Origin of the sequence: Radicibacter daui (assembly GCA_030657355.1) — a bacterium.
GTDB classification, from domain to species: Bacteria; Pseudomonadota; Alphaproteobacteria; order Radicibacterales; family Radicibacteraceae; genus Radicibacter; species Radicibacter daui.
The window spans coordinates 768,775-792,598 of the sequence record CP131057.1 but is presented as its reverse complement, the minus strand read 5'-3'; the positions used below and the strand labels follow the sequence as shown (position 1 = coordinate 792,598).

At 64.3% G+C, this 23,824-nt stretch carries 19 protein-coding genes and 1 riboswitch; of the genes, 9 read left to right on the top strand and 10 right to left on the bottom strand.

Annotation, left to right across the window (positions count from 1 at the left end):
* Positions 1–13: 13 nt before the first annotated feature.
* The 3 genes from QTL98_RS23400 (at position 14) to QTL98_RS23390 (ending at position 2,948) form a co-directional block, all read left to right on the top strand.
* A complete protein-coding gene (locus QTL98_RS23400) occupies positions 14–1,291 on the top strand; it encodes an NAD(P)/FAD-dependent oxidoreductase (protein WP_445682550.1) in 1,278 nt (425 codons plus the stop codon).
* Positions 1,292–1,311: 20 nt separating this feature from the next.
* Positions 1,312–2,355: a 4-hydroxyproline epimerase gene (locus QTL98_RS23395; protein ID WP_445682549.1), complete on the top strand. Its 1,044-nt coding sequence runs from the start codon at positions 1,312–1,314 to the stop codon at positions 2,353–2,355.
* Between the two features lie 95 nt (positions 2,356–2,450).
* The gene (locus QTL98_RS23390) at positions 2,451–2,948 is read left to right on the top strand and encodes a hypothetical protein (RefSeq protein ID WP_445682548.1); all 498 of its coding nucleotides are present in this window, start codon (positions 2,451–2,453) and stop codon (positions 2,946–2,948) included.
* Between the two features lie 34 nt (positions 2,949–2,982).
* Here QTL98_RS23390 and QTL98_RS23385 read toward each other — a convergent pair whose 3' ends face one another.
* The 3 genes from QTL98_RS23385 to QTL98_RS23375 all read right to left on the bottom strand — a co-directional run bounded on the left by QTL98_RS23385 (position 2,983) and on the right by QTL98_RS23375 (position 9,120).
* Positions 2,983–4,575 carry an efflux transporter outer membrane subunit gene (locus QTL98_RS23385; protein ID WP_445682547.1) on the bottom strand — a complete coding sequence of 531 codons (1,593 nt, stop codon included), beginning with the start codon at positions 4,573–4,575 and terminating at the stop codon, positions 2,983–2,985.
* Entirely contained in the window at positions 4,575–7,742 is a 3,168-nt protein-coding gene (locus QTL98_RS23380; protein WP_445682546.1) for an efflux RND transporter permease subunit, read from the bottom strand. The genes QTL98_RS23385 and QTL98_RS23380 overlap by 1 nt, the downstream gene beginning before the upstream one ends.
* Positions 7,743–7,872: 130 nt before the next feature.
* On the bottom strand, positions 7,873–9,120 hold the full coding sequence (locus QTL98_RS23375) for an efflux RND transporter periplasmic adaptor subunit (protein ID WP_445682545.1): 1,248 nt from the start codon (positions 9,118–9,120) through the stop codon (positions 7,873–7,875).
* 234 nt (positions 9,121–9,354) lie between these two features.
* Here QTL98_RS23375 and QTL98_RS23370 point away from each other — a divergent pair, with 234 nt between their 5' ends.
* Entirely contained in the window at positions 9,355–9,984 is a 630-nt protein-coding gene (locus QTL98_RS23370; RefSeq protein WP_445682544.1) for a TetR/AcrR family transcriptional regulator, read from the top strand.
* Between the two features lie 6 nt (positions 9,985–9,990).
* Here QTL98_RS23370 and QTL98_RS23365 read toward each other — a convergent pair whose 3' ends face one another.
* The gene (locus tag QTL98_RS23365; protein WP_445682926.1) at positions 9,991–10,842 is read right to left on the bottom strand and encodes a LysR family transcriptional regulator; all 852 of its coding nucleotides are present in this window, start codon (positions 10,840–10,842) and stop codon (positions 9,991–9,993) included.
* Positions 10,843–10,973: 131 nt separating this feature from the next.
* Between QTL98_RS23365 and QTL98_RS23360 the strand changes: the two genes are divergently transcribed.
* The 3 genes from QTL98_RS23360 (at position 10,974) to metE (ending at position 15,697) form a co-directional block, all read left to right on the top strand.
* The gene (locus tag QTL98_RS23360) at positions 10,974–12,017 is read left to right on the top strand and encodes a zinc-dependent alcohol dehydrogenase family protein (RefSeq protein WP_445682543.1); all 1,044 of its coding nucleotides are present in this window, start codon (positions 10,974–10,976) and stop codon (positions 12,015–12,017) included.
* Between the two features lie 164 nt (positions 12,018–12,181).
* Positions 12,182–12,919 (top strand): transporter substrate-binding domain-containing protein, encoded by a 738-nt coding sequence (locus QTL98_RS23355; RefSeq protein ID WP_445682542.1) that lies wholly within the window; start codon positions 12,182–12,184, stop codon positions 12,917–12,919.
* 55 nt (positions 12,920–12,974) lie between these two features.
* A riboswitch (cobalamin riboswitch) is annotated at positions 12,975–13,201 on the top strand.
* Between the two features lie 123 nt (positions 13,202–13,324).
* On the top strand, positions 13,325–15,697 hold the full coding sequence (gene metE / locus QTL98_RS23350) for a 5-methyltetrahydropteroyltriglutamate--homocysteine S-methyltransferase (protein WP_445682541.1): 2,373 nt from the start codon (positions 13,325–13,327) through the stop codon (positions 15,695–15,697).
* A gap of 49 nt (positions 15,698–15,746) precedes the next feature.
* Here the strand turns inward: metE and QTL98_RS23345 are convergent, their stop codons facing one another.
* The 3 genes from QTL98_RS23345 to QTL98_RS23335 all read right to left on the bottom strand — a co-directional run bounded on the left by QTL98_RS23345 (position 15,747) and on the right by QTL98_RS23335 (position 17,851).
* Positions 15,747–16,775, bottom strand: a complete 1,029-nt coding sequence (locus QTL98_RS23345) for a YHYH protein (RefSeq protein ID WP_445682540.1) — start codon at positions 16,773–16,775, stop codon at positions 15,747–15,749.
* A gap of 109 nt (positions 16,776–16,884) precedes the next feature.
* Complete coding sequence (locus tag QTL98_RS23340; protein WP_445682539.1) at positions 16,885–17,349, bottom strand: winged helix-turn-helix domain-containing protein; 465 nt, start codon at positions 17,347–17,349, stop codon at positions 16,885–16,887.
* Positions 17,350–17,368: 19 nt separating this feature from the next.
* Complete coding sequence (locus QTL98_RS23335) at positions 17,369–17,851, bottom strand: cytochrome P460 family protein (RefSeq protein WP_445682925.1); 483 nt, start codon at positions 17,849–17,851, stop codon at positions 17,369–17,371.
* 290 nt (positions 17,852–18,141) lie between these two features.
* Here QTL98_RS23335 and QTL98_RS23330 point away from each other — a divergent pair, with 290 nt between their 5' ends.
* Together QTL98_RS23330 and QTL98_RS23325 are read left to right on the top strand one after the other, a co-directional pair.
* Complete coding sequence (locus tag QTL98_RS23330; protein ID WP_445682538.1) at positions 18,142–18,678, top strand: DUF1348 family protein; 537 nt, start codon at positions 18,142–18,144, stop codon at positions 18,676–18,678.
* A gap of 133 nt (positions 18,679–18,811) precedes the next feature.
* The gene (locus tag QTL98_RS23325; RefSeq protein WP_445682537.1) at positions 18,812–21,745 is read left to right on the top strand and encodes an ATP-binding protein; all 2,934 of its coding nucleotides are present in this window, start codon (positions 18,812–18,814) and stop codon (positions 21,743–21,745) included.
* A gap of 105 nt (positions 21,746–21,850) precedes the next feature.
* Here the strand turns inward: QTL98_RS23325 and QTL98_RS23320 are convergent, their stop codons facing one another.
* The 3 genes from QTL98_RS23320 to QTL98_RS23310 form a co-directional block, all read right to left on the bottom strand.
* Entirely contained in the window at positions 21,851–22,429 is a 579-nt protein-coding gene (locus QTL98_RS23320; protein WP_445682536.1) for a winged helix-turn-helix domain-containing protein, read from the bottom strand.
* 243 nt (positions 22,430–22,672) lie between these two features.
* Positions 22,673–23,041: a response regulator transcription factor gene (locus QTL98_RS23315; protein WP_445682535.1), complete on the bottom strand. Its 369-nt coding sequence runs from the start codon at positions 23,039–23,041 to the stop codon at positions 22,673–22,675.
* Between the two features lie 213 nt (positions 23,042–23,254).
* Positions 23,255–23,656, bottom strand: coding sequence for a DoxX family protein (locus QTL98_RS23310; protein WP_445682534.1), 402 nt, complete (start codon positions 23,654–23,656; stop codon positions 23,255–23,257).
* Positions 23,657–23,824 lie beyond the last annotated feature (168 nt).

The following is a 23,824-nucleotide window of genomic DNA, read 5'->3' as shown; positions in this document are numbered from 1 at the left end:
GCGACAAGAGATCTTGGGCAAACAGCCAGCGGTAAAAAGCGTTCACATCGTCGGTGGCGGTATCGTCGGCCTTAACTGCGCGTTGGCACTGACCCGGCGCGGTTATGCCGTCACGCTCATCGAGCGTAACGAGCCGGGCAGCGGCACTTCGCGCGGCAATGCCGCCGGAATTGCCTGGACGGATGTGACGCCGCTGGCGAGCCCCGGTATCTGGAAATCCCTGCCCGGATGGCTGATGGACCCGCTGGGGCCCCTCGCCATTCGCCCGGCCTACCTGCCCAACCTTGCGGGCTGGATGCTGCGCTTTCTCTGGGCCTCGCGCCCGGCGCAGGTCGAGCGCTCGATCACCGCCATCGCCGCCCTTAACGGCGCGGCGCTCCCGGCCTGGGAGACGGTGTGGGAAGAGGCGGGGCTCCTGCGCCGGGTGAAGCGCGACGGCTGCCTTGATGTGTTCGAGGATGCACGGGTCATGGCGGCGCATCAGGCGGAATATGCACTCCAGCGCCGCCACGGCATCCAGATCGAGATGCTGGATGGCGATGGTGTTCATGACATGGAGCCGGAGCTGGCGCCCCATATTGCCGGCGGCGCGTTCCTGCCCGGCTGGGTGCAGGTGGATGATCCGCACGGGGTCTGCCTTGACCTTGCGGCGCATCTGCGCGGCCGCGGCGTTCGCTTCGCCAAGGTCAATATCCTGCGGGTGGAGCGGCGCGGAAAGAACTGGCAAGGCCCGGTGCTGGTAACGGATGACGGGCGCGAGCTGGAGGCGGAGCGGGTTATCATAGCCGCCGGCGCCTGGTCGAAGCCACTGGCCGCCAGCCTGGGTGACGAGGTACCGCTCGACACCGAGCGCGGCTACAACATCACTGTGCCCAATCCGGGCATCGCCATCCGCCGTTTCATGATGCTTTACGGGCACGGTTTCGTGCTGTCGCCACTGGCGACGGGGCTGCGCATTGGTGGAGCGGTGGAGTTCGGCGGCCTCAAGGCCGAGCCGGACTGGCGGCGTGTCGATGCCATGATTGCAAAGGCAAAGCGCCTGCTGCCCGGCCTCGATGCCTCTGAAGGGGCGCGCTGGATGGGCTTTCGCCCGTCATTGCCGGACAGTCTGCCGGTGATCGGGCCGGCGAGCGAGGGCGAGGGCAAGCTGTTCTATGCCTTCGGCCACGCGCATCATGGCCTTACCCAGTCCGCCATTACCGGCGAGATGATTGCCGATATGGTGGAGGACAGGACCCCGACCGTCGACCCCGCGCCCTATCGGGCGCAGCGTTTTGCCTTCTCGAATTAAGCCGGGAACAACCGACAAAAATGACCAGCCAGACCTTCTTCTGTATCGACGGCCATACCTGCGGCAATCCGGTGCGGCTGGTGGCGGGCGGCGGGCCGCAGCTTAAGGGCGCGACCATGATCGAGCGCCGGGCACATTTTCTGGCCGAGTTCGACTGGATCCGCACCGGCCTGATGTTCGAGCCGCGCGGGCACGACATGATGTCCGGCTCCATCCTTTATCCGCCGACGCGCCCTGACTGCGATGTAGCCGTGCTATTCATCGAAACCTCCGGCTGCCTGCCCATGTGCGGCCACGGCACCATCGGAACGGTTACGATGGCCATCGAAGCAGGCCTCGTGCAACCGAAGACGCCGGGTGTGCTGCGGCTCGACACGCCGGCAGGCCTCGTGATTGCCGAATACCGGCAGGTCGGCGCTTTCGTGGAGAGCGTGAAGCTTACCAATGTGCCGGCGTTCCTGGCCGAAGAGGGACTGGAAGCGGAGGTCGAGGGTCTCGGCACCATCCGTGTCGATGTGGCCTATGGCGGCAATTTTTACGCGATTGTCGAGCCGCAGGAGAACTTCCCCGGCCTTGGCGCCGTGAGCGTTTCCCGGCTTCTCGACTGGAGCCCGAAGCTGCGCGCGGCGCTCAATGCGAAATATACGGTGACGCATCCGGAAAACCCGGCCATCGGCGGCATTTCGCATATCCAGTGGACGGGTGAACCGACAGTGGAAGGTGCCAGTGCACGCAACGCCGTGTTCTATGGCGATCGCGCCATCGACCGCAGCCCTTGCGGCACCGGTACCTCCGCCCGCATGGCCCATCTCTACGGCAAGGGCCGGCTGAAGCCGGGTACGGATTTTGTGCATGAGAGCGTGATCGGATCGCTCTTTACCGGTCGCATCGAACAGGAAGTGACAGTTGCCGGCCGTCCGGCCATCGTGCCGAGCATCGAAGGCTGGGCCCGGCGAACCGGCTACAACACCATCTTCCTCGATGACCGCGACCCGTACATGAACGGCTTCCAGTTGGCACCTGAAGGCGTGAAGCTGTTTCCGGGGCCGAAAACCGCAGGGTAAGCGCACCGGCAGGGGCTTGAAGTCGCTGCTTTTCAGGGCATAAGGAAGGGACCTCTCCGGCCCTCTTCCCCGCCTTGAAAGGCAATCGGCCCCTCATGTCGCTTTACGAACAGAACCCGTTTCCCGCCGCCGACACCGACCGCCACGCCATCTGGCAGATGCTGGTGGAGCGTGACATCACCGCCTTTCTGGCTGCCGACTGGAGCCTGGTGGCGGAAGATTTCATTGAAGAAGGCTTCATGGGCATCCACGCTCACTGGTCGCCCAACCCCGATGCCTGGCGGATGGCCTGGGATTTGGCCGGGTATCGCGCCGAATGGCTGCGGCAGGCGCAGGAGACGCAGCGCACGGCCTATAAGGGCGATCTTCGCGCCGGCATCTTCATGGCAACGGTGCTGCGCGATATCGACATCAATGGCGAGCTTGCGCTCGTGCACAAGAAATTCGACGGCCTCCTGGAGCGTGCCGACGGCACGCCGGAGCCGATGAGCTGGCAGACGCTCTATTTCTGCCGCAAGGTCGGCGGGCGCTGGAAGATTGCCGGCTTTACCGGATATATGCCGAACCCGATTGCGGGATCGCGCGGGCGGTAAAAATAAGAAGGCCGGCTAACGCCGGCCTTCTTATTTACTGCACCTCAATCTTCAGCGGCTCGCCCGGGCCCGGATTGTCTTTCTGCACAATGTCCTGCCGGTTCCACCAGCCGCCGCCGAGGGCCTGGAACAGGGAGACAGTATCCGCGTAACGGGTCGCCTGCGCTTCTGTGCGGCTGATGCGGGCTGACTGGAAGGTCTGCTCGGCCGTCAGCACCGAGGTATAGGCAACGGCGCCGGCCTGATACTGCGTGCGGACAAGATCAAGGCTGGCTCGGGCGGCATCCTCAGCAGCCAGCTGGTCGCGCAAGGCGTCCGCATCTGATTGCAATGCCCGCAGCACGTCTGCCACATCCTGAAAGCCCGTGAGCACCGTCGAGCGGTAATCCTGCAAGGCTGCTTCATAGTCAGCTTCTGCCGCACGCTTGGTGTGCAGCAGCGTGCCGCCCTGGAAGATCGGCTGCGTTACCCCGGCAGCGAGGCTCCAGGCGACGGAGCTTGCCCGCAGCAGCGTGTCGAGGGCATCCGACGAGGCGGGCAAAGCCGCTGTCAGCGAGAAGCTGGGATACATGTTGGCTGTAGCCACGCCAACCTTGGCGCTGGCCTGATGCAGGGTCGCCTCGGCAGCACGGATGTCCGGGCGCTGACGTACCAGCTCGGAGGGCACGCTGACCGGTAGCTCGGAGGGCAGCTTCAGATCGCGCAGCTCGAACGGATCCTCAGTGTAGCCGTTGGGGAAACGGCCAACGAGGACGGCAAGGGCGTTACGCTGCTGTTCGGCCTGCTTGCGCAGGGAGGGCAGGGTGGCGCGCGTCTGCGCCAGGGTTGCCTCCTGCTGCAACACATCAGACTGGGCCGCAGCGCCGAGGGCGACGCGGTTGCGGGTTACCTCCAGCACTTCTTCGTCGGCGGAAATGATGTCTTCGGTTGCCTTGATCTGCTCGCGCAGGGAGGCTTCCTGAATGGCAGCGGCAACGACATTGGCCGTGAGGGTGAGGTACGTCGCTTCGACCTGATACTGCTGCAGGTCGACGGCGGCCAGGTTCGCCTCGATCTGCCGGCGGGTACCGCCAAAGATGTCGGGTGCGTAGGAGACGCTGACCGACGCACCATAAAGCGTATAGGGGCCGGGACTTGAGCTACTGGTGGAACGCGCGCGCTCGGCCGATCCGCTGGCCTCGACGCTGGGATAGAGCGATCCTTGTGCGGCGATCAGCGTTTCCTGCGCCGAGCGCAGCGTGGCTTGCGCCGAAGCCAGTCCCGGATTGTTTTCGACCGCCTGGCGCACCAGGGCGTCAAGCTGGGGCGAATGGAACAGTTCCCACCAGTTGCCGGGAATGTCCTTGCCATAGGCAAAGCTCTGCGCGTCGCCGCCATGGACATCGGCTGCCGAGGTGGTGACGGGCAGCGGATCCTTGCTGTAGCCGGCACCGCCCAGAAATTCGGGAAGTTTGAAGTCCGGGCCGACGGCACCACAGCCGGCGAGCGCCGTTGTCGCCAGCAGCAGCACGGCGAGCGTGCCCAAAGGGGCCTTGTGGTGCCAGTTGGCGGGGCGTCGATAGGCGGGCTGGACGTCGCGCAAGTCGGAAGCTCCCGTGTGGGTCGGCCTGAGGATGGGGCTGGACATCAATGGCTCCCGGCATCTTCAGCCAGCGGATCGCCTGCCGGGCCAGTGTGGGACCATTCATTGCCGGGCCGCTGCCGGCCCTTGAAGACCGATCGCACGGTAATGAACAGCAGCGGGACGAAGAAAATACCGAGCACGGTGGCGGCCAGCATGCCGCCCATCACGCCGATACCAATGGAGTTCTGGCTGCCCGAACCGGCGCCGGAGGCGACGGCCAGCGGCACAACGCCAAGAATGAAGGCCAGCGACGTCATCAGGATGGGGCGAAGACGTTGGCGGGAGGCGTGCAATGTCGCTTCCAGCAGCCCTTTGCCGCGTGCCTGCTGCTCGATGGCGAATTCCACGATCAGGATGGCGTTCTTGGCGGCGAGACCGATGGTCGTCAGCAGGCCGACCTTGAAATAGACGTCGTTGGACTGGCCGAAGAGCGTCGCCGCCAGCAGGGCACCGAACACACCGACCGGCACGGAGAGCATGACGGCAAACGGGATCGACCAGCTTTCATAAAGCGCCGCCAGCGACAGGAAGACCACCAGCACCGAGATGGCGTAGAGCGCGGCGGCCTGATTGCCGGAGAGCCGTTCCTGGAAGGAAAGGCCGGTCCATTCATGCGCATATCCCGCCGGCAACTGATCCATCAGCTTGTCGATGGCTTCCATGGCCTGTCCGGAGCTGGAGCCGGTGGCTGCATCGCCCTGGATTTCGACGGCCGACATTCCGTTATAGCGCTCGAGCCGCGGAGAGCCGTACGTCCAGCGACTGGTGGCAAAGGCCGAGAATGGCACCATGTCATCCAGGCTGTTGCGCACGTACCAGCTGTCGAGATTTTCCGGCATCATGCGGAACGGCGCGTCGGCCATGATGTAGACGGACTTCACGCGGCCGCGGTCGATAAAGTCGTTTACGTATTTGCCGCCCCAGGCCGCAGACAGGGTGGTGTTGATGTCAGACAGGTCGACGTCCAGGGCACTGGCCTTCTCCTGATCGATATCGATGGCGAATTGCGGCGTATCGTCCTGTCCGTTGGGGCGGGCGTTGGCGATCAGCGGGCTCTGGCCGGCAAGCCGCACCAGCTGGTCGCGTGTGGCCATCAGCGCGGCATGGCCGGCGCCATTGGCATCCTGCAGGTAGAAGTCGAAACCGCTGGTATTGCCCATGCCGGGGATGGCCGGCGGGGCAAGGGCGAAGACGCGGGCATCCCGGATGCTACCCAGTCCCTTGAGCGCTCTGGCGGCAATGGCCTGGGCGCGCAGGGACGGGTCTTCGCGTTCCTCGAACGGCTTCAGCTTGACGAACATGGTGGCGACGTTTTGCCCGGCACCACCGAAACCGAAGCCGGCGACGCCAAAGACGGCGTCCACCGCCTTGGATTCCTTGCTCATGTAATATTCGCGCACCTGCTCCATGACGCGCATGGTGCGGTCCTGGGTGGCGCCGACGGGCAGGGAGATGGAGGTCAGCAGCACGCCCTGGTCTTCCTGCGGCAGGAAGGAGGAGGGCAGCTTGACGAACAGCCACCCCATAGCCACCGCAACGGCGACGAAAGCGGCAAGGAAGCGGAAGCGCCGCTTGATAATGCCGCCCACGCTTCGCTGGTAGGCGTTGGCGCTGCTGTCAAAGGCGCGGTTGAACCAGCCGAAGAAACCGCGTTTGTCATCGCCCTTGTGCACGGGCTTCAGCATGGTGGCGCAAAGCGCCGGCGTCAGGATCAGGGCCACCAGCACGGAAAGCGCCATCGCCGAGACGATGGTGATGGAGAACTGGCGATAGATGATGCCGACCGAGCCGCCGAAGAAAGCCATTGGCACGAACACCGCCGACAGCACCGTGGCGATACCGATGAGCGCGCCGGTGATCTCCTTCATGGATTTGAGCGTCGCTTCGCGCGGCGGCAACCCTTCCTCATGCATCACGCGTTCGACGTTTTCGACCACGACGATGGCGTCGTCGACGAGCAGGCCGATGGCCAGCACCATGCCGAACATGGTGAGTGTGTTGATGGAATAACCGGCGAGCGCCAGGATGCCGAAGGTTCCCAGCAGCACGACAGGCACGGCGATGGTGGGGATGAGCGTCGCCCGGAAGTTCTGCAGGAAGAGCAGCATCACCAGGAAGACAAGTCCGATTGCCTCGATGAGGGTTTTCACAACCTCATGGATTGAAAGTTTGACGAAGGGCGTCGTGTCATAGGGGTAGGCGACCTCGACCCCTTCCGGCAGCGTCGGCGCCAGTTTCTCCATGGCGGCGTGCACATTTTCTGCCGTGGTGATGGCATTGGCGCCGGAGGCCAGACTGATGGCAAGGCCGGCGGACGGCTTGCCGTTAAAGACCGAACGGCTGCTGTAGTCGTTGGCGCCAAGCTCGACGCGGGCGACGTCGCCCAAACGGACGATGGAGCCGTCGGAGCTGCTCTTGAGGATGATCGACCGGAACTGCTCGGGTGTCTGCAGGCGGCTTTGGGCCGTGATCGTCGCATTGAGCTGCTGGCCGGGCACAGAAGGCTGTCCGCCCAGTTCGCCTGCCGAGACCTGGGTGTTCTGGGCATCGATTGCGCTGGAGATGTCGCCTGGCATCAACTGGTACTTGGCCAGCTTGTTGGGGTCGAGCCAGATACGCATGGCATAACCGCCGCCGAAGATGCGGGTCTCGCCCACGCCGGCCACGCGCTGGATGGTGTCGTTGACCGAGCTTTGCACGTAGTCAGCAAGGTCGGTCGTGCTCATGGAACCGTCCTTCGAGACGAAGGCCACCACCATCAGGAAGCCTGAGGACGATTTGGTAACGGTAATGCCCTGGTCCTGAACGGTCTGGGGCAGGCTGCTGGTCGCAAGGGCCAGCTTGTTCTGCACCTGCATCTGCGCGACGTCAGGGTTTGCGGCTTCGGTAAAGGTAAGCGAGATGGTCGCGCGACCGTCTGACTGGCTGGTGGAGGACATGTACTGGAGATTGTCGATACCGGTCATATTCTGTTCGATGACCTTGGTAACTGAGTTCTCCAGCGTTTCTGCATTGGCGCCGGGATATTTGGCGGTGATACGCACGTTGGTTGGCGCGATCTGCGGGTATTGCGAGATGGCCAGCGTGTTGATGGCCAGCGCACCGCCCAGCATGATCACGATCGCGATCACCCAGGCGAAGATCGGGCGGTTAATGAAAAAGGCGGCCATCTGCGGTTCTGTCCTTCAAGGTCCGGTCTGACGGCTGCCGCAAGGGCGGAGGCTGTCAGGCGCATGGTGCGCGAGGCTTGGTCGCTGGGCTGTACTGCCAGCCAGAGGGCTATGTGCGGCGGTCCTGCCCTTACTGCTGTTTCGGGGCCTCGCCGGCACCACCGGCGGCCTTCGACGTCTTCACCTCCCCTGTCTTGGGGTCAATCGTTGCCTCGACCGTGCGAACGGCCTGGCCTGAGCGAACCTTGAGCGAGCCTTCGATGATCACCTTGTCACCGTCGGCCACACCGCTGTCGACCAGCCAGTCATTGCCGATTGTCCGGGCCGTCGTGAAGGTCCTGGTTTCCACCTTGCCGTCCGCTGTGACGAACTGGGCCGTCGCCTCGCCGCGCGCATTACGGCTGACCGCACGGGCCGGGATGAGGAAGGCATTGTCAGCCACGCCCTCTTCAAGGATGGCGCGCACATACATACCGGGCAGCAATACCCGGTCGGGGTTGGGGAACAGGGCGCGCAAGGTAAAGGTGCCGGTGCTTTCGTCCACCGTCACATCTGCAAATTCGAGTTTGCCCTCCTGCGGATAGTCACTGCCATCTTCCAGGATAAGCTTGACGGGGACGCTGGTCCCGCCGCCCTTGAGTGCGCCTTGCGCCAGCTCGCGCTTGAGGCGAAGCAGATTGGTGGAGGATTGCTCAAGATCGACATGGATCGGGTCGATCTGGTGGATGGTGGTAAGAGCCGTGGTCTGCCCGGAAGTCACCAGGGCGCCTGGCGTCAAGGCCGACTGGCCAATCAGACCGCTGATGGGGGCAGTAACCTTGGTGTAGTCAAGGTTGATCCTCGCGGTCTGCAGGGTGGCCCTGGCGACGGCTATATCCGCCTCTGCCTGGGCGTAGCTGGACTTGGCATCTTCGAGATCCTGGTCGCTTACGCCCTTGACGGCGGAGAGCTTCTGATAACGATCAGCCTTCGCCTTGGCGCTGGGCAGGGCGGCCTGGACTTTCGCCAGAGCGGCCACGGCGCTGTCATATGTCGCCTGGTAAGGGGCCGGATCGATCTGGTAAAGCACCTCCCCCTTCTGGACCTCGCTGCCTTCCTGGAACAGGCGGGACTGGATTACCCCGTCAACTTGCGGACGAACCTCTGCCGTCAGATAGGCGCTGGTGCGGCCCGGGAGTTCGGTGGTGACGGGGACCTGCTGGGGGTGCAGGGTAACTATGGCGACTTCAGGGGCCGGTGCTGCTGCGGGAGCTGCAGCTTTTTTCTCACCCTGGCAGCCGGCCAGAGCAAGGCTGAGGGCAATCAACCCGGAGGCTGCGGCCAGCGTGCGGCGTTTGGGCGAAGGGTTGGTCGCGTTCCAGGCAGAGAAGATCGTCACAAAAACCTCGGCGGCAGCAGGGAGGACTGGGCAGTCGTTACCGGGGGCGGGGTCGGATTAACTGGTTGTGAATCGCTCGACGTGATGCACGCCGGTTAATTTGGAAACTCTACGGTTTACTTATTTTTACGTGGTTCCTAGAGTCAAGCGGTTTGGATGTGAAAGAAGTCACTCCGCCGCGGCGCTGGAGCCCACAAATGACAAGGCGCCAGATTTAAAGGGGAGATGTTGCCCATGACCGTCGAAGAAGCGGCGCCGCGCCCACGCGGCCGGCCCAAGCAGCACGACGATGCGGCGCTCAAGACCAGCCTCATGCAGCACACGCGCTTGATCTTCCTCACACACGGATATCGCGGAACGACGATCGACAAGGTCGCCGCGGCCGCGGGCATCTCCAAGAAGACATTTTATCGCATCTTCGAGAGCAAGGAGGCGCTCTTTGGAGAGATGGTGGAGCACAACAGGCTACGCACCATCGAGCCTTTCGGAGTGGATCCGGATCTTCCGATTGAGGAAGAGATGATCGCCATGTTCCAGAACAGCCTTTCCGACGAGGCGGAGCAGGCGCGGCATGTCTTCATGCAATTGATCGTCGATGAAGCCCGCAATCACCCGGATCTGGCTGCCGTTTTCATCAAGAACGGGCCGGAGCGCTCACGCCGGCAACTGCGCGAATGGCTGACAGACCAGCAGGAGCGGGGGCGCCTGTTTGTGGAAGACATCCCCAAGTCGGCGGAAATCCTGCTCGACATGGTGTTTGGCGGCCGGCGCAAGCGTGTTGGCGGCCTGATAACGCGCGCCCAGCGTGAAGAGCACACCAGGGCGGCCGTCCGCCTGTTCCTGCGCGGTGCCTTGCCGCGCTAGCCCCTCTCAGCGCGCCAGCCTTTCAATCAGCAGGTCCAGCAGCGCGCGCAGGCGGCCGAGGCGCTTCAGGTCACGATGATAGCCGATCCAGGTATCCCGGCCGGGCGGCGCTTCCCCGAGATCGACAGGTCTCAGGCCCGGCATTGCCTCCCCCAGCGGGCGCGGCAACACGGCAAAACCGACACCGCGGGCCGCCATCTGTGCCTGTATGTCGCGGTTGTTGCTGGCAAAGACGGTCTCTGCTTTCGGCAGCAGACGCCTTAGCCAGGCAACATCCGGCATGCCGCCAAAGGCCGTGTCCATGGTGACGAGGCGTGTGCCGGTGCCATCGCCGGCAACGGGCGGGGCCATCTCCGGCGGGCCATAGAGCGCATAGTCGATATGGAGGAGTTTGCGGGAGATGACGTCCGGCTCCTCGAACGGGGTGATGCGGAAGGCGAGATCCGCCTCCCGTCGACCAAGGCTGACCCGGCGTGTATCGGTGAGTAGCTCGACGGTGACGCGCGGATAGAGCCGGGCAAACTCCGCCAGTACCGGTGTCAGCACATGCAGGCTGAACCAGTCGGAGGCGGAAAGCCGGAGCAGCCCTTCCATCTGCCGGCCTTGCCCGGAGAGCTCCCGCGCCAGGGCCAGCGCCTCTTCTTCCATGCGTTCGGCATGGGCAAGCACGGTCTGGCCTTCATCCGTCAGCACAAATCCATCGCCGGTGCGCTGGAATAGGCTCTGGCCAAGGGCGGCTTCCAGCGCGCGCAGGCGCCGTCCCATGGTGGGCTGGGTCAGGCCAAGCTTGCGGGCGGCGGCCCCGAGCGTGCCTTCCCGGGCGATTGCCAGAAAAAGGCGCAGGTCACTCCATTCCATGCCGTCGCCACCCGCCCCAAGGGTCATTCAGTTCTGTATGGATATCGTACAGAAGTGTTGATTTCCATGCGAAATGAGGCGGCGCACTTTTGGCTCATCCAATCACCCCTCTTTTCGATGAGGACAGACAGATGAGCCAGAACAACATCAGCACCCCGATCAAGGCCGGTCAGGCCACCATGAAGGCCCTTGTGCTGGAGGCCTACGGCGCCCCGATGCGTCTTGCCGATATTGCGCGGCCGGTGGCCGGGCCCGGTCAGATCCTGGTGCGGATCGCCGCCAGCGGCGTGAACCCGCTCGACGTGAAGATCCATGCCGGGCAGGCCGCCCATGCCCGGCAACCGGCGCCGGCCGTACTGGGCATCGACCTTGCCGGTACGGTTGCCGCTGTCGGCGCCGGCGTCGGCGCCTTCAAGGTTGGTGATGAGGTTTATGGCATGACCGGCGGTGTCGGCGGTATCCAGGGCTCGCTGGCCGAATATGCCGCTGTCGATGCGGCGCTTATCGCCCGCAAGCCGGCCAATCTTTCCATGCGTGAAGCGGCGGCCCTGCCGCTGGTGATTATCACGGCGTGGGAGGGGCTGGTGGATCGTATCGGCATCGACCAGCCGCACTGGGCAGGACAGAAACTGCTGGTGCAGGGCGGAGCCGGGGGTGTCGGCCATATCGCGGTACAGATTGCCCGCCATTATGGCCTCGATGTCTATGCAACGGACGGGGCAGGCAAGGCCGATTATCTGCGTTCGCTGGGCGCAACCCCCATCGACTATGCCAGCGAGGCGGTTGAGGACACTGTGGCCCGGCATACGGCGGGCAAGGGCTTTGATGCTGTCTACGATACCGGCGGCGGGGCCATTCTCGATGCTTCCTTCAAGGCGGTGAAGCGCTTTGGCCATGTGGTGAGCTGCCTTGGCTGGGGCACCCATGCGCTGGCGCCGCTCTCCTTCAAGGCCGCCAGCTATTCCGGCGTCTTCACCCTGCATCCGCTGCTGACGGGAGAGGGCCGGGCCCATCATGGCGAGATCCTTGCCGCGGCCACCACGATCATCGAGGCCGGCGGTCTTGTCTCCCGGCTGGACCCGCGCCGTTTCTCTCTGGAGACCGCCGGGGCAGCCCATGAGGCGATCACCGATCGTTCGGCAGCCGGCAAGCTGGTGGTCGAGATTGCGGCCTGACCCACCCATAGCCGTGTGTATTATATGCCCGGGTAAAAACGCTCGGAATGGTTTTTACCCGGGTTATAGAAGTGTCCTCTCCCGGAAATCCCGCTTCGCATCGGGCCGGCGAAGAGCTAATGAAAAGAGGTAGTTACAATGCCGATGCCGGCCAAGGGGAGTGAATGATGCAGACACTTGAAGGCGCGGAGGGACTGGTCTCCGGCGGGCGGCTTCGGGCTGCCATCAACCTCGGCAATGCCGCCCTGGCTGTGCGCGATCCTGCAACCGGCGCTCTTTCCGGCGTCACAGTGGCTATTGCGCAGGAACTGGCGGCCCGGCTGGGAGCCGAACTTGAGTTCGTGCCCTATAGCGGTGCCGGTCAGGTAACAGGCTCTGCATCGGACGATGTCTGGGACATTGCCTTTCTGGCAATCGATCCGGGCCGGACCTCTGTCGTTTCCTATACCCCGCCCTATGTGCTGATCGAGACGACAGCCGCCGTGCGGGACGGGTCGGCCCTGCGGACGATTGAAGAGATCGACCAGCCGGGCATGCGGCTGCTGGTGGCCGAAGGCTCGGCCTACGACCTGCATCTTTCCAAGGTGGCGCGCCATGTCGAACTGATCCGGGCGGCATCGCCGCCAGCCTCCTTCGAGCGCTTTTTTGCCGGGGAGGCGGATGCTGTCGGCGGGGTGCGCCAGTCGCTGGAGCAGGCCTGCGCCGGCAAGGCTGGATATCGCATCCTGCCCGGCGCCTTTACCCAGGTGCGGCAGGCGATGGCGGTTCCCGTCCGCCATCAGGCGGCGATCCCGGCACTCTCCGCCTTTATCGAGGCGCTGAAACGGGACGGGTTTATCCGCAAGGCGCTTGATACCGCCGGAAGAGGCGACCTGCCGGTTGCTCCGCCGGAAAATGAATAAGATAAATATATAAACATATCTTTATATATTCTTGACGCTTCGCTCCTGAAGGGGGATGCTTGAGACTGTCCGTGGTTCTCCGGGGCGCTCATCTGCGACGCCGGAGCTAAGAGGGAATCCGGTGCCTCCCCATGGCGGGAGAAGGCCGGAGCTGCCCCCGCAACTGTGAGCGGCGAGCTGAAGCCCAAATCGTGTCACTGGAAAGCGAACCCGCTTTCCGGGAAGGCCGGGCGACAGCGATGACCCGCAAGCCAGGAGACCTGCCCCGGACAAGCCATGTCCCTGGGCGGGGTGTCCCGGTGGTGCGCGAAGGACAAGCCTGCCCGGCATTGCCGTGGCCGGGCCCGTCCTCCCCGTGTCCGCTCGGCCTTTGCCCCCAACATCTGATTGGGGTTTTTAAAGCCGATGTTTTCAAAATTATCCTCTGGCCATCCAGCATTGATCGCCAGCCTCGGGGTCCCCCGGATCGGGCCCCGGCGCGAGCTTAAAGCCGCGCTTGAAGCCTACTGGTCCGGCCGCTCGGGTGCGGAAACGCTGCTTGATGCTGCCGCTGGATTGCGCGCGGCAAACTGGGCGCGCCAGAAGGCGCTGGGGGTCGATATCCTGCCCAGCAATGATTTTTCCCTCTACGACCATGTGCTGGATATGAGCGTGGTGCTGGGCGCCATTCCTGCCGCCTATGGCTGGGAAGGCGGGCCGGTTTCGCTCGATACCTATTTTGCCATGGCGCGTGGCCGCACCGGTGTGCACCCGGCGGCCTGCGGCTGCGGCCAGCCCCACGAAGCGGGCAGGGCGGATCACGGCGTGCCGGCGCTGGAGATGACTAAGTGGTTCGACACCAACTACCACTACATGGTCCCGGAGTTTGAGGCCGGGCAGCGTTTCTGCCTCGCCTCACTGAAACCGGTCGAGGAGTTTCTGGAGGCAAAATCTCTCGGTTTTCACACCCGCCCGGTGCTGCTCGGGCCGGTTACCTTCCTGCTGCTGGGCAAGAGCAAGGACCCTTCGGTACCGCCGATCACGCTGCTGGAGGAGCTGCTGCCGGTCTATGCGCAGCTGCTGGGAAAACTGGCCGCTGCCGGGGCCGACTGGGTGCAGATTGACGAGCCCTGCCTTGCTACCGATCTCGGGCCCGACGCGCAGGCGGCACTGGCTCGGAGCTACCGGTATCTTGCCGATGCGGTGCCACAGCTGAAGATTCTGCTCGCCAGCTATTTCGGCGGCTTTGAGGAGAATTTGCAGGCCGCGCTTGGCCTGCCGGTGGCCGGCCTGCATCTCGACCTTTGCCGCGCGCCGGACCAGCTTGAAGCGGTGCTCGACGGCGCACGCCCGGACCTGACCCTGTCGCTGGGCGTCATTGACGGGCGCAATGTGTGGCGGGCGAACCTGCCGCGTCTCCTGGACCGGCTGGAGCCGGTTATTGCCGCGCGCGGGGCCGGGCAGGTGCAGATCGCCCCTTCCTGCTCGCTTCTGCATGTGCCGGTCGATCTTGATCTTGAAACCGGGCTTGATGGCGACCTCAAGAGCTGGCTTGCCTTTGCCGTGCAGAAGCTGGAGGAGCTGGCAATTCTTGGCACGGCCCTTCGGATTGGCCGGGGCGCTGTTACCGCGGAGCTGGAAGAGGCTGCCCGTGCGGCCGGGCAGCGCGCTGCTTCCGCCAAGGTGCATGATCCTGCTGTGGCCGCGCGCCTTGCCTCTGTTACGCCTGAAATGGCAGAACGGGCGAGCCCCTTTGCTGTCCGCGCCGGGGTGCAGCGCGCGGCATTGCCGCTGCCGCTCTTCCCCACCACCACCATCGGCTCCTTCCCGCAGACCGACGCGGTGCGCAAGGCGCGATCTGCCCATGCCCGCGGTGAGATGGGCGATGGTGCCTATGAGAATTTCCTGCGCCGGCAAACCGCCGAGGCCGTGCAGTGGCAGGAAGAAATCGGGCTCGATGTGCTGGTGCATGGCGAGTTCGAGCGCAACGATATGGTGCAGTATTTCGGCGAGCAGCTCTCCGGCTTTGCCTTTACCGCCTTTGGCTGGGTGCAGAGTTACGGCTCGCGCTGCGTGCGCCCGCCCATTCTCTTCGGCGATGTTTCCCGGCCGAAGGCGATGACGGTGGAATGGTGGCGCTACGCCCAGTCCCTGACGGCAAAGCCGATGAAAGGCATGCTGACGGGGCCTGTCACCATCCTCAACTGGTCCTTCGTGCGCGACGATATCCCCAGAAGCGAGGCGTGCCGGCAGATCGCCCTCGCCATTCGTGACGAGGTGGTGGATCTGGAGGCGGCCGGTGCCCGGATGATCCAGATTGACGAGGCGGCGCTGCGTGAAGGCTTGCCGCTGCGCCGGCGGGACTGGCCGGCCTATCTCGCCTGGGCGGTGGAGAGCTTCCGCCTGACGGCAGCTGTGGCGGCGGATGGCACGCAGATCCACACCCACATGTGTTACTCGGACTTCAACAGCATCATCGAGGCGATTGCCGCGATGGATGCCGATGTCATCTCCATCGAGACGTCCCGCTCGAAGATGGAGCTGCTGGATGCTTTCCGCAGCTATTCCTACCCGAACGAGATCGGGCCGGGTGTCTATGACATCCATTCCCCGCGCGTGCCGGAAATTCGCGAGATGAGCGAGCTTCTGCTGCTTGCCCGGGAGCAGATCGCCGACCGGCAGCTCTGGGTCAATCCCGATTGCGGGCTCAAGACCCGTAAATGGGAGGAAGTGCGGCCAGCCCTCATCAACATGGTGGCCGCTGCCCGGCTGCTGCGGCAAACGCTCGCCGCGGCCTGACAGAAAAACCCCCGCGAAGGGGATGCCTTTCGCGGGGGTTTAAGACTGGTTAGCGGTTCTGCTCCCAGGGCGGCGGGGGCATCGCGCCGCCCGGCGGCGGCGGCCAAGGCCCGTCGAAGGGCTGGCCCGGCGGGGGCATGCGTCCACCGCCCGGACCACCCTGCGGCCCGCCCATCTGACCACCCATTTGGCCCCCCATCTGCCCGCCCGGCATGCCGCCGCCAGGGCCCCGGCCCATCAGCGATTGCAGCGTCGCGCGGTCCACCGAGCCTTTGTAGCAGCCGATGGTGTAGGGATATTCGTCCGTCAGCCGGTAGGCATAGGCGTAGTGCCGGCCATTGACGCTCACATCTTCCATGCGGCCATGGCAACCATCCAGGTCGGCGTCCGTCAGTTCCTTGCCGCTGGCATCACGCTTGCCGAGGATGGGGAACCCGTCGAGGGCCCAACCAACCTGCGCGTTCTGATCCGCGCCCGGCAGGCACGGCGAGCTGCTGTGGTAGTGATATTGCCCCTGCTGCTGCGGGTGACCGTTGCAGAGATCCTGAATTTCATGGGCGGCAGCATCGCGCCCGGCATCATCCACCGCGTTGTAGATCATCACGCCGGTATTGGTGAAACCGATGGGCCCCATGGAAAGGCAGGTTGCCGCTGGTGCCAGTTCCGGCTCCAGCGGAATGGCAAAGGAGATCTTCTGCTCCTTGATGGAGTTCGGATTGCGATCGTACTGGTAGGCGGGGTCGGAGCGGGAAATGGGGAAAGTGCCCGTCGGCTCCCCGACCGGCAGGCCGTTGCCTTCAACCTTCGTCTGGCTGCCCTCAGCTGTGGCGGAGAAGCGCGCATTCGGCCACATCACCTCGCCCTGGGCATGGGGCTTCTGGCTCGGGTCCCAGGTTTTGCCGTGAAACCACGAGCCGGTCGTGAAGGCGCCGCCGCCGCTAAACCGGGACTGGCAGGAAAACAGATAACCGACCTTCGGTTCGGTCGAGATCTTGCCATCTCCTACCGGTAGTTCATGTGCGAAAGCCGGAGCGGCAGCCAGGAAGGCGAGGCCCAACAGGGCGAGGCGGATGGTCATGCTCCCCTCCATCTCTTGATTATTGATTATGGGTTTAGGGTAACCGCAGACGGTTGATAAAAAAAGCCGTGGATCCGGAGGGGAGGCAGATTGCCGGCAAGTGGGCCTGTCAGGGGTAGGGGCAGGTAAAGGTCACCGGCCAGTCGGCCTCGCGGGTGGCCGGGCTGGCCGGGGCGGCCAGCTGAAGGCGCGGTATCTCCAGCCCGAAGCTGCGCGGCGTCAGTTCCTGGAGTGACAGCACGGTACTTGTCCGTGCCGTCAGGAGGTAGCCTTCGCTTGGAATGGTGAGGATAAGCCCGGCTTCGGCGCCGGCACGCAGCAAGGTGCGCTTCAGCTTGTAAATCTGGACCCGCAGATTGCTTTCGTCGACATAGGGGCGCCGCCAGGCGGCACGGATGAGGTCGGATTTGCTGACCACGGTGCCGGCATTTTCCACCAGCTTCAAAAGCAGTGCATAGGCGCGGCTGCCAAGCGTCACGCGCTCTCCGGCCCTTATCAGCGCATGCTGGTGGGGCAGAAGGCGAAAATCCTCGAAGTGGAACTCTTCGACCGGCGAAGGCGCGGCAATGCTCATCTCGCCTCTCCTCAAATCTTCAGCGGGCATAGCGGGTGAAGACATAATCGTGGTTCTGCACACGGGCCTGATGGCAGGCAAAACAGGTCAGGTGCTGGGCCGCGTCCACGGGTTTGCCATCGATAAATCGGCCAAACCCCCATCCGCCTGACGCTGCAAAGCGCCGGGAATCCTTTTCCATGACCTGCACCGTCGTGGCGGCACCCGGTATCGAGGCTGGAGCGAACTCCGGCGACTGCACATGTTTCCAGGCCAGTTTCACCAGGATCGAGCCGTCCGGGAAAGGCAGCGTGCCGGACCGGTAGGCTCGCATCGCAATGGCATTGCCGACGGTAAGCCTGAGCTCGTCGAGCGGCGGCGCCTCCTCAGCCGGGGCGATGAATTCCCAGCTTCGATACCCCTCCGGAAGGGTCACCCCGTAGACCGGCGAGGCGTCCTGTGCCCCGGAAGGGCCGGCATTTGCCGAAAGGCCCGCCAGGATCGCGCCGGCAGCGGTGGCCATGACAGTTATGAGGCGACGGGCGCCGCCCCGGCTGATCCCGGCATTATGAGGGGAGGCAGAAGGTCGGGGGGCTGGCTCGGAAAGGGTCATGGTCCGGATATCCTTCCACGGGAGGCGGAAGGACAGGTCGTCCGCCCGCTGCGGTCTGCGTGCGGAATTCTGGATAAACCGGCCCGGTAGCCAGCGCCCGTTATGCTTCGCGAGACGGTGGAAGGGCGGCGCCGGCCTTTCAGCTGATCTCACAACAGCTAACACCGCCTAACGAGCGCGCCGCTAAATAGGGGTGATTGTTGAAGGGCGAGACGAGAGGGGTGCCGGAAGCCCTGCACTCTTTTGTGAACGCCAGCGCAAGCAACGAGACAGGGATCATGGCTAATCCGCGCTTCACGCCCGACCAGGAAATGATCCGCATGGTTCGTGCGGCCGAGGACGCCTGGAACCTGAGGGATGTGGATGCGATCCTCTTCAGCCACCGCATCGACTGCCTGTGGCGGGAACGCACGGAGTTCCTGTGGGGGCGGGAGCAGGTGCGGGCATTCCTGTTCCGGAAATGGCGGCAGGAGGGGGATTTCCGTGTCGTGAAGGAATATTGGGCTTCGAGCGGTCCACGGATTGCCATCCGCATCGTGTGCGAATTCCGCAATGATAGCGGCGTCTGGTATCGCGCCCTTGGAAGCGAGAGCTGGGAACATGATGGTGCCGGGCTGATCGCGCGCCATCTCTCCTGCGTGAATGAGCACCAGATCGAGGAGCGCGAGCGGCTTTTGAAATGGCCGATCGGTGCTCGCCCGGCAGACTTTCCATCGCTTACCGAACTGGGCCTTTAGGACAGGCTGGCCAGCGTTGACCCTGCGTTTGCCGGCGGGTAGAGCATTTCTGTTCCGCATAAACCGGGCCGGCCGGCATGCCGGACTCGCAGCGGCTTGCCTTGTGACATGCCCCGAGGAAAGGTAGCGGTTCGTGGCGGAAACGACGGAGCTTCGCGAGGCTGGGCGAGAAGGTGGACGGTTCGCCTTTGGACCGTTCTGTCTGAGCCCGGGGGAACGCCTGCTGACCCGGGACGGGCGACCGGTTGCCCTTGGCGGCCGATCTTTTGATCTGCTGGTGGCGCTGGTGGAGCAGGCCGGCAAAGTCCTCTCAAAACGCGAACTGCTCGAGCGGGTCTGGCCCGATGTCGTGGTGGAGGACGGGTCCTTAAGATTTCATATGGTCGCGCTCAGGCGGTCGCTGGGCGACGGCATCGACGGCTCGCGCTATATCGCCACGCAGGTTGGCGTCGGGTACGCGTTCGTGTTCCCGGTGCAGCCGGTTGCGGCAGCAGGCAGTCAGGCCATGCCGGCGCCGGCCCCCATTCGGCCTCAAGCGGCGGTTTTGGCCGCCCCCCCGCTGCCAACGCGCATGGCCCACGTGCTCGGTCGTGACGGGGATATTGATTTTCTCGTTGGCCGGCTCGGTGAAAAGCAGCTCTTCACCATCGTCGGGGCGGCAGGCGTCGGCAAGACGACCCTTGCCGTCGAGATCGGTTACCGGATGCTGGATGTATTTTCCGGCAAGGTCTGTTTCATCGATCTTGGCGCGCTTGAAGAGGCATCGCTGGTCGCCTCGGCCGTCGCCAATGCGCTGCGCATCCCGGTGCTTGGTGAAGACCCGGCGACAGTCCTGCTGGGCCATATCCGCCGTGAACGCCTGCTGCTCATCTTCGACAACTGCGAACATCTGATCGGCGAGGTCGCGACCATCGCAGAGCGGATTGCGCAGGCCGCACCGGAGGTGCGCATTCTGGCAACCAGCCGGGAGCCACTGCGGGTGATCGGCGAACAGGTGCATTGGCTGGGGTCGCTCGATTATCCGGAGGAGACAGCAGGCATGCGGCTCGGGCTGCTGATGTCCTATCCGGCGATCCAGCTGTTCATCGAGCGGGCGGTTGCCGCTGACAGCGCACTGCAGATCGATCTGGAAGCCGCACGCCAGATTGCCGAGGTGTGCCGCCGTCTGGATGGCATGGCCCTGCCGATCGAACTTGCTGCGGTACGGGTGGCAACGCACGGGCTGGAGACGACGGCGCGGTTGATCGGTGAGGCATTCAGCCTCGGATGGACCGGCAGGCGCACGGCAGTGGCCCGCCAGCGCACGCTGCAGGCGGCGCTGGACTGGAGTTATGACCTGCTTACTGCAGAGGAACGCCTGTGCTTTGAGCGACTATCGGTCTTCATCGGGCCATTTACGCTGGAAGCGGCGCTGGCCGTGAGCGCGGGGGGCGATATCGCCCCCCCGGCAGCGGCTGTGGCGCTCGATGGGCTGATTGCCAAATCCCTGATCGCCGTGGACCGCGCGGCCGGACCGCATCCCTATCGCCTGCTGGAGATGAACCGCGCCTATGCGCGTGAAAAGCTCCGCCAGCGCGGGGTGGAAGATCATGCGCTGGCGGCCCGGCGCCATGCCGCTTTTTATCTCGCGCTGCTGGAAGAGGGGCTTTCGCTGGATAAAAGCCTGTCTGAAGGGGCGGCCCGGATAGCCGGCCAGATCGGCAATATCCGAAGCGCTCTTTCCGAGAGCTTCGGGCCGGCAGGCGACACGACAGTCGGCATTCGCCTGGCCGCAGCAAGCGCGCCGGTTTTCATGAACATGTCCCTGCTGCTGGAATGCCGGAGCTGGAGTGCACGTGCCCTTGCCGCCCTTGACGGCGACCGGGCGGGCACGGCGGTGGAGTTTGAGCTGCAGGCAGCGCTCGGCCTTTCCCTGATGTTTACGCGGGGGAACAGTGAGGCCGTCGATATAGCGCTGCGCCGCGCGCTTGAGATCGCCAGCGCGCTTGAAGACCCGTGGGCGCAGATCCGGGTGCTTGCCCGCCTCCACATCCTGCATGAACGTATCGGCGATTATGCCGAGGCGCATCGCTGGGCGCTGATGGCGCTGGCTGTGGCTGAGGCCATGAATGACGATGAAGCGCTCGCCATTGCGTCCTCGCTCTGCGGCATCTCCTACCATCTGGGCGGCGACCAGCCGCGCGCCCGGTTCTATCTCGAACAGACACTCAGGCTGGCACAGCCGTCCGAGCGGTGGCGGACCGTCCATTACGGGTTCGACCATCGCAATCGCGCGATCATCGCCCTCGCGCGGACCAGCTGGCTGATGGGTTTTGCCGGTCGTGCGGAACGACTGGCGGTTCAGGCCGTCGAGGAGGCGGCAGTTCTCGGCCATCCGGTGACGCTGTGCATCGCGCTGGTCTGGGCGCTGCCGATCTATATCGCGATCGGCGATTTCACCCAGGCGGCGGTTACACTGGATCGATTTGCGGAGATCGCCGAGGTCAACGGTTTTGCGCCCTACATCGCGGCGGTACGCGGCCTGCGCGGCAACCAGCTTGTGCGGCAGGGTCGCCCTGCCGAAGCTCTGGGGGAACTGCAGGAAAGCCTCTCCCGACTGCGGGCGGCGCGCTACGAGCTGTTGACGGCGTCCTTCACCATTTCCCTGAGCCTCGGGCTGTGTGCCGTTGGCCGGATCGAGGAGGCGCTTGAGCAAATCACTTCCCTGACCGTGCGCAGCCTTGAAAGCGGGGAGTTGATATACCTGCCGGAGCTTTTGCGCCTGAAAGCCGGCATCCTGCTCAATTTTGGTGCCCACAATCAAAAGCAGGCGGAGGCGCTGCTGCGTGAGGCGATTACCGCCAGCCGCCAGCAGGGAACGCCGGCCTGGGAAATTCGGGCGGTTGCCGATCTGGCGGCCCTGCTGACTTCCCAGGGGCGGTCCGGGGAGAGTGCCGGCGTGGTGGCCGAGATGTATTCCCGCCCCGGGCAAGATGGCGAAACACCCGATATCCTGTCGCCCCAAAGGATGAAGCAGGTCCTGGCGTTTCAGGATCTCACCAACGGATGGCGGGCGGTGCGGTCATGAAAAAAGCCGGCGATCCGGAGGGGGAGTCGGATCGCCGGCAGGGACGCGGAGCGCTGTGCAGGGAGGTGGGCGGGCGCTCCGCGGCAGGGAACAGGGCGGCAGGTTTCAGGAAAAGGCGAAACCCGGCTGGGGATAGGGGCAGGAGAAGGTCACCGGCCAGCGCGTCTCCTGGCTGCGCGGCGGCGCCGGAGCGGCGGCAAGCGGCGCCAGCATGAGGCCGGCAAGCTCAGGAATATGCGTCTGGCGGGCAGCTTTTACGGTGGGAACGACTTCGCTGCGGGCCGTGACGGCAGCGGTGAAGACGTAACCTTCACCGGCAATGGAAACGATCAGTTCTTCCGGCAGGCCGTTGGTATCATCAAGGCGGGAGAGGACGCGTTTCAGGGTGCAGATCTGGACCCGCAGGTTGCTTTCTTCGACATGCGGGCGGCTCCAGCCGGCGCGCAGCAGGTCAGGCTTGCTGACCATGGTGCCCGCATTCTCCACCAGTTTCAGCAAGAGGGCGAAAGCGCGGCTGCCGATGGCAACCCGCTCTCCCGCCTTCATCAGCAGGCGGCGGTAAGGCAGCAGGCGAAAGCCGGCAAAATGATATTCTTCAACAGGAGCAGCCGCCGGGGCCGGGGTGGAAAAGGCGGCCAGCCGGTAAGCGTCGGCCAGTTCGCTCAAGCTCAGGGTGCTGGTCATCTCGCCTCTCCTTGGTTTCCGGCAAGCGGCGTTTGCTGTCCATGGAAAGCAGGATGCCGGCCGGCGGGGCGAGGGGCCATTCTACGCGAGGTAAGGTGGGCCTCACTTTTCGTTAAGCTGCCCCCAACTTTGGTATAGGTCCGCCCCCTTCGCCGCATCGCCAACGGGCATAAAAAACCCGCCTTCCGGCAGGGGAGGGCGGGTTTGGCGTGCAAGGCCTGCAGCTCTGGAAAGGTGTTGCCGCTAGCGGCCCATCGCCCGGTGAAGGCTGTCGATCAGTTCGCGGTCATCGACCGGCTTTCCCAGCACACCCAGAGCCCCGCCGGCCAGCGCCCGCTCACGGGTCGAGCCATCATTGAACGAGGTCATGAACAGGGTGGGGGGCTTGTCTGCCTGCTTGTTCAGCAGCCGCTGCAGGTCGAGCCCGTTCATGCCCGGCATCTGGACGTCCAGGAGAAGGCAGTCGATCCCGGCGCGCGGCGTAAAGGCAAGAAAAGCTTCCGCCGAGGCAAACAGCCGGCAGCTGTAACCAAGGGAGCGGAACAGATCGTCGAGCGCTTCCCGGATGGCGGGATCGTCATCGACGACGGCAATGCAGGGCGGCCGGGACATGGGCGGGGAAACGGGCTTTCCGGGCAGGGGGTGAAACGGACGTCAGGCCTCCTGTGTGAACCCCGCGGCGGCAAAAGACCATCATACCTAGGTCTAGCTGTCCCTGACCCAACCGGGTGCGACAGACAAAAAACCCCGCCGGCTCCTGCAAGCCGGCGGGGTTTCCCGGGGCAATTCGCCGCGGGTTACTGGCAGTGCACTATCTGCACCCCGTCACCGACGGGTGGCGGAAAGGCGGCTGTCGAGCGACAGGGCGCCGGCGCCGGCAAAAACCAGGAACAGGAAGATGAAGCAGAAGAGAATGGCGCCTTCGCCACCATTCATGGCCGGGTAGAAGCCCTTCGGGGCATGGGCCATGAAGTAGGCAACGGCCATTTCACCGGAAAGCAGGAACGCCACCGGGCGGGTCAGGAAACCGATCAACAGCAGCACGCCGCCGATGGTCTCCAGCAGGGCAGCAACGAGCAGGAGCGGGGGCAGGGAGCCACCGCCCATGGCGGCGGGAAAGCCGAACAGCTTCATGGTGCCATGCTCGATGAAAAGCAGGGCCGTAATGATGCGCAGGGCCGCCAGCGCGTAAGGCTGGAGAGGGGAAAGACGGTCGAAGAATGTCATCTGGGCAGATCCTGTCTGGTCATGATGGTCAGGCAGAAGGTGCCGCCACGTCCCCTGAAGCGGGCGGCCAAGGAAGGCGGGGGGTATCCCCGGTGCCGGCACGGATTGTCCGCGCACCGCCACGGTTCTATTTCGTAACCGGGCGGTGGCATTTTAAAGGCAAATCAT